The 1,161-nt window shown below is 74.2% G+C and carries 2 protein-coding genes; both read right to left on the minus strand.

From position 1 onward, the window contains the following. Positions 1 to 369: tetratricopeptide repeat protein (locus OZN99_RS32110; RefSeq protein WP_270939243.1), on the minus strand; the 369-nt coding region annotated here is incomplete at its 3' end. Next, a partial coding sequence (locus tag OZN99_RS32115; protein WP_270939244.1) for a type VI secretion system contractile sheath domain-containing protein occupies positions 366 to 1,161 on the minus strand: 796 nt, incomplete at its 5' end. The genes OZN99_RS32115 and OZN99_RS32110, both read right to left, overlap by 4 nt.

Here is a 1,161-nt window from a genome sequence, read left to right on the forward strand (position 1 = left end):
CGCGTCGCCGCCGCGCAGTGCGACGAGGGCGGCCAGCGCATGGCGCTGCGCATCCGTCGGCTCGCCCAGGAATTCCGGCACGCGGCCGTCGCGGAACAGCTGGCGGCGCGCCACCTCCGCCCGCAGCAACTGGCGGAACTCCGCCACCGCGACCGCGGCGGAGGGATCGACGTCGGAGGCCGCGTCGAGGATGACGTCGGCGCGCTCGGCATTGCCCTGGAAGGCCAGCAGTTCGGCCAGCAGGATGCGCGCGCCGATGTCGCCGGGCGCGGCCCGCACCGCGGCGCCGGCGGCCGCGACAGCCTCCGCGAGACGGCCGGCCTGGAAATGCGCGCCGGCCTCGCCGGGCCTTGGGGCAGTGCTGCTCATGGGGCTGCCGTGGCTCCTCTGCGGCCTGGTGCCGAGATCTCGGTCAGCAGGATGAAGGTGGCGGAGACGTCGTCAAGCTGATGGTGCGGGCGCAGATGCACCGTGCAGCCGTAGCTGCCGGGACTGCCCGGCTTCTCCTGCACGGTGATCTTCCCCTCGGAGAGCGGGTAGCGCGCGCGCTGGTCGCCGGTGGCGTTGGTGTTGGCGTTGACGTAGCGCTGCAGCCAGGTGTGCAGTCGCTTCTGCACCTCATTGGCGGTCTGGAAGCTGCCGACCATGTCGCGCCCCATCACCTTCAGGTAGTGCGCGAAGCGCGACGCGCAGAGCAGCGCGTTCACCTGCGCCGAGAGCCGCGAGCTGGCGTCCGCCGCGGCGGCGTTGGCGCCCATGTGCCGCGCCGGCGCCTGCAGGCTGCGCACCGCGCCGAAGACCAGCTCCCGCGAATAGGGCATGGCGCAGACGGGCATCAGCCCGGCATCGACCAGCGCACGCTCCTGCCGGTCGGTCAGCGAGATCTCTGCGGGTATGCGATGCCAGGCCTCGGCCGGGCCGCTCGCGAAGGGCTCGGCGGCCAGGTTCTCCACCAGCCCGCCGCCCGGGCGGTCGGTCTCCACGCCGCGCACATCGGCGGGCCAGCCATTCTGCGCGAAGGCGCGCGTGGCGCTGGCGGCGAAGGCATAGGCGGCGGACATCCACACGCGCTCGCGCCAGCCCGGCGCGCGCTCGGCATAGCGGAAGCGGTCGGTGCGCGCGGGGTCGTCGCGCCACGGCGCGCGCGCCAGCAGCCGCGGC

It is taken from the genome of Falsiroseomonas oryzae (genome assembly GCF_027856955.1).
GTDB lineage: Bacteria > Pseudomonadota > Alphaproteobacteria > Acetobacterales > Acetobacteraceae > Falsiroseomonas > Falsiroseomonas oryzae.